Source organism: Methylicorpusculum sp., from assembly GCF_030651835.1.
GTDB lineage: Bacteria > Pseudomonadota > Gammaproteobacteria > Methylococcales > Methylomonadaceae > Methylicorpusculum.
Genome location: NZ_JAUSBX010000143.1, coordinates 1 through 4,443, shown reverse-complemented (window position 1 = coordinate 4,443; position 4,443 = coordinate 1). Strand labels below are relative to the sequence as shown.

The following is a 4,443-nucleotide window of genomic DNA, read 5'->3' as shown; positions in this document are numbered from 1 at the left end:
CGGACTTTTTTTGAACATCTTCGCGCTTTAATGCAGTATCTTCCATTCGATGACTGGGATCATTTGATGCGGTTTATGCTGAAAGGACTCAACGGCACAATTCCTGACTCCGGGTAGGGTTTTAAAATGAGAATTGCTGCTGACCGGTAAGCCTTATGATATTGAACACCGATTAGTGATAGACCAAAAGATCAAATGGGTGCGCGAACTGGCCGAACTTGAATACGACAAGCAAGGTTCACTGCTGGGTGCTTTTGGAACCACTGAAGACATTACCGATGTTAAAAGCAGCCAGGAAGCACTGCAGCAGGAAAGGACTTTTCTCAGGCAAGTTATCGATACGGTGCCCAGTGTGATTTTTGTCAAAGACAGGTACGGGCGATTCCTATTATGCAACGAAGCTTTGGCTCAATCCTACGGCGCTAGTATGGAAAACCTGATCGGTATGAAAGAAGATGATTTTAATATCAACACCGTTGAAGTGGCTCATTTTGAGCGAGTTGATCTGGAAGCTATAAACACCCGTAAGTCCCTATTTATTCCGGAAGTTAAGGTCACGCATGCGGATGGCTCCTTACACTGGTACAACACGGTCAAGATTCCACTGATCGAGGAGGATTCGTGCAACAAACTGCTCGTTGTGGCAACCGATATCACCGAAAGAAAGCGGGCAGAAGAAGCGTTACTTATGGCGGACCGACGTAAAGACGAATTTTTGGCGATGTTGGCACATGAACTTAGAAATCCGTTGGCACCTATACGCAATGCGGTGGAGTTTCTCAAATTACAGCAAACAACGGATTCCAAACAGGCATGGGGACTAAATGTTATCAACCGCCAAGTCAATCATATAGCGAGATTGCTTGATGATCTACTGGATGTTGCGCGTATTTTACATGGCAAAATCACACTGAAGTCAGAGCGTTTCGAACTTGCCGAAATAGTCAATACTGCTATAGAAACCAGCCGTCCGCTGATTGAACAGAGTGGGCAGGTGTTGATTGTATCTAACATCATAACGCCGCAATGGATAGAAGGTGATCGGGTCCGTCTGGCGCAAGTGCTGTCCAACCTGCTTAATAATGCGACCAAATATACCGGGGAAGGCGGTAAAATCATGCTGAATGTTACAAGGGAAGGCTCAACTGCCGTTATTGAGATCCGCGATACGGGTATCGGAATACCCGCAGCGACTCTACCGCATATTTTCGATCTCTTTATCCAGGCGGATGATTCTTTGGCGCATTCTCAGGGAGGTTTGGGAATAGGCCTGACTTTAGTGCGTCGCTTGACTGAGATGCATGGGGGCACAGTCTCTGCGGCTAGTCCCGGCATTGGCAAAGGCAGTTCATTCGTTGTCAAGTTGCCGACTTTGCCCGACTCTTCTCCACAGGAATCGACAACCTCAATATCTGCGCTGCCTATGCCTAAATTTCGTATTCTGATTGTGGATGACTATGCCGATGTGACCGAAAGCTTGACCATGTTGCTGGAAATATATGGACACGAACTGAAATCGGCAGATTGCGGGGTCAAGGCGATCGAGTGTGCGCAGGTTTTTAGTCCGCAAGTAGTGCTGATAGATATCGGGTTGCCGGATATGAACGGTTATGAGGTTGCCAAACGGCTTCGCCAGTTGCCAGTGACTCAAGATGCGTTGTTGATTGCGCTAAGTGGTTACGGTATGGCAGTGGGTAGAGAGCTTTCGCAATCGTCCGAATTCAACCATTATTTACTCAAGCCGCTTGAGCTTGAGAAGTTATTGACCATTTTGAATGCTTTTCAACATCCATCAGGTTAGGGACCATTAAGCTGGGCTTGAAATTACTGATTTTTTCCTGCGACACTGATTCATCTTTAGGAAGCCCGGCAGATGAGTCAGCGTCTAGTCCGGGCGTTTTAATTAACCATTAACATAAAGCACTGCTTTACCGTTTTCCGAAGCAATGATTTGACCGATGCTGAATGCGGTTTCACCAGAGGCGTTCAATGTCGCCACTGTTTTTGCTGCATCTTCCGGTGCGACGCAGACAATCATGCCGATACCGCAATTGAAAGTTGTCAGCATGTCAGCCTGTGACACCCGGCCCTGGTCTTGCAGCCATTTAAAAATATCCGGCAATGTCCAGGCTTGCAAGTCGATTTGCGCGCTTAATTGATTGGGTAAAACGCGAGGCAGATTTTCAGTAATGCCGCCTCCGGTGATGTGGGCTAAAGCGTGAACCGGCACCTGCTTAATCAGATTCAACAACGATTTGACATAAATCCGGGTAGGTTCCAGCAGGGCTTCGCCTAGCGGTCTGCCGTTAAAGTCATCGTTAAGCGAGGCATTGCTGTGGCTGATGATCTTGCGGATCAGCGAGTAACCATTGGAATGAGGACCGGAGGAAGCAATACCAATCAGAGCATCACCGGCTTTGACTTGAGTGCCGTCAATGATCTGACTTTTTTCCACGATGCCAACGCAAAAGCCGGCCAAGTCGTATTCGCCGTCAGCATACATGCCCGGCATTTCAGCAGTTTCGCCGCCAACCAATGCCGCTCCGGCCAGTTCGCAGCCTTTGCCTATGCCTTCTATGACGGATGCGGCAGTATCCACATCCAGTTTGCCGGTTGCGAAATAATCTAAAAAGAACAAGGGTTCGGCGCCTTGCACTATGATGTCATTGACGCACATGGCTACCAGATCGATACCCACTGTCGAATGAATGCCGGTATCCAGGGCCAGTTTAAGTTTGGTGCCGACGCCATCTGTGCCTGAGACAAGAATGGGGTTACGATATCGGTCTAAAGGCAATTCAAACATTGAACCGAAACCGCCCAAGCCTGCCATAACGCCCGGTATACGTGTCCTGGCCGCTATTGGTTTAATGCGTTCAACGAGTTGATTGCCCGCCTCAATATCGACGCCAGCACTTTTATAATCTAAACCGTGTTGATTTTGTTCGCTCAATGTTAGTTTCTCTTGCTAAAGTAAAGGTTTTAACGACCGATATTGTACAAGACATCATCAGATTTGTGTGAAGCTTATGAATAGGGTTTTAAGGTTACTGGTTATTTATTGCGTGTTAGCAAGTCAAAGTGCTGTTGCCGCGGAGGTAAAAGGGCTATTTGAAACCGAGGTGATGGCAAAGAGTCAGTCCCGGGATGATAAAAATGCGGCAATAAAAGCGGCATTGACGGTCGTGCTGCAGAGAGTGCTGGCCGGAAACGATATTTTGACTGATCCGGTTGTTCAAAAGCTATTGGACACTGCGCCGGTGTATGTTAAACAATTTCAGTACGCGATGATAGATAGCCGGAACGAAGCCCATACTGACAAACGGCCTGTGCGGGTGTTGTTTAATGAAGATCGGCTGCTTGATTTGCTCAAATCCAGCAAACTGAGCATTTGGAGTGAAATTAGACCTGAAACGCTGGTCTGGCTGGTTGTTGAGGAAGAAGGGCAACGGCAATTCTTTAAATCGGACACCATGCCCATGATCAGCCAGTCTCTCAATAAAGCGGCTCGTTATGCCGGCATTCCCATTATTTTTCCTCTGATGGATCTTGCCGAGAAAACCCAGATCACCGTCGGTGATGTGTTGAGTGCCTATCCGGCTCAGTTAATGACAATTTCGGCAAGGTATGATGTGGTTTCGATTTTAGCTGGTAGATTAGTCAAAAAACAGGGTTGTTGGCAGGCAGAGTGGGCCTTGTATTTCGATGATAATGTTGCACAGTGGATGGGTTCTTGCGGGTCGCTAGATGAAGCCCTGGTGGGCGGAATGTCCGGTACCTATGGCAATCTGTCCAAATATTACAGCGTAAAGCCGGGTGTGGTTAATTTAACTACCGTAAACGTCAGTGTCATGGGGATTCGGGGGGCCGACGACATGAACCGCGTTAATCGTTATTTAACCTCATTACCCATGGTTAAATCGGCTAATTGGCTGGGTGTAAAAGAAGGTTTTAATACGTATGCCGTGACCTTCGAGGGGGACCGGCATTTTTTTGAAGATATATTGGGTTTGGGTCGTGTGCTTGAGCCAAGAGGTACGCCTGGTTTTTCAGGGGAAGAATTGATTTTTACCTTATTGCCCAAACGATAAATGTTTATCAGTTGAGTAAAAAGTCAAAAGTTATTAAAGTGGACTTGCGACGAATAGGGGGATGAAAAAATTTAAAAACGCACTCTAAGTTTAACTAATAAATTCAATACAGTGCTTTCGGTAAGTCAAAGGGGTTCGTAACTGAAACAAAATATCTATCTTAATCTGTAAATAACTACTGCTTTCTAAATCAGATTAATGTATTTTATTACACATGGATAAGAGATTAATCAAGATTGGTGAGGCGGCAGCTCTTTTAGGAGTTAGTGTTGACACACTCAGAAAATGGGAGCGGACAGGTGAGCTTTTGCCAGCCCGTAAAACGCAAGGCGGAACGCGTTATTATGATTCG

At 46.6% G+C, this 4,443-nt stretch carries 4 protein-coding genes; 3 read left to right on the top strand and 1 reads right to left on the bottom strand.

The annotated features are described in order from the left end of the window. Window positions 1-133: 133 nt before the first annotated feature. Window positions 134-1,801 (top strand): ATP-binding protein, encoded by a 1,668-nt coding sequence (locus Q7V32_RS18285; RefSeq protein WP_304898420.1) that lies wholly within the window; start codon window positions 134-136, stop codon window positions 1,799-1,801. Window positions 1,802-1,903: 102 nt separating this feature from the next. On the opposite strand, the gene purM is transcribed toward Q7V32_RS18285, so the two are convergent. After that, complete coding sequence (purM, locus tag Q7V32_RS18280) at window positions 1,904-2,953, bottom strand: phosphoribosylformylglycinamidine cyclo-ligase (RefSeq protein ID WP_304898419.1); 1,050 nt, start codon at window positions 2,951-2,953, stop codon at window positions 1,904-1,906. A gap of 76 nt (window positions 2,954-3,029) precedes the next feature. Here purM and Q7V32_RS18275 point away from each other — a divergent pair, with 76 nt between their 5' ends. Then, window positions 3,030-4,091, top strand: coding sequence for a DUF2066 domain-containing protein (locus Q7V32_RS18275; RefSeq protein WP_304898418.1), 1,062 nt, complete (start codon window positions 3,030-3,032; stop codon window positions 4,089-4,091). A gap of 214 nt (window positions 4,092-4,305) precedes the next feature. Beyond that, the coding region (locus Q7V32_RS20875; protein WP_370691480.1) for a MerR family DNA-binding transcriptional regulator at window positions 4,306-4,443 on the top strand (138 nt) is incomplete at its 3' end.

Excerpts from the sequence above, each read along its gene's own strand:
- Q7V32_RS18275 (WP_304898418.1), top strand. The coding sequence starts at position 3,030 with ATGAATAGGGTTTTAAGGTTACTGGTTATTTATTGCGTGTTAGCAAGT.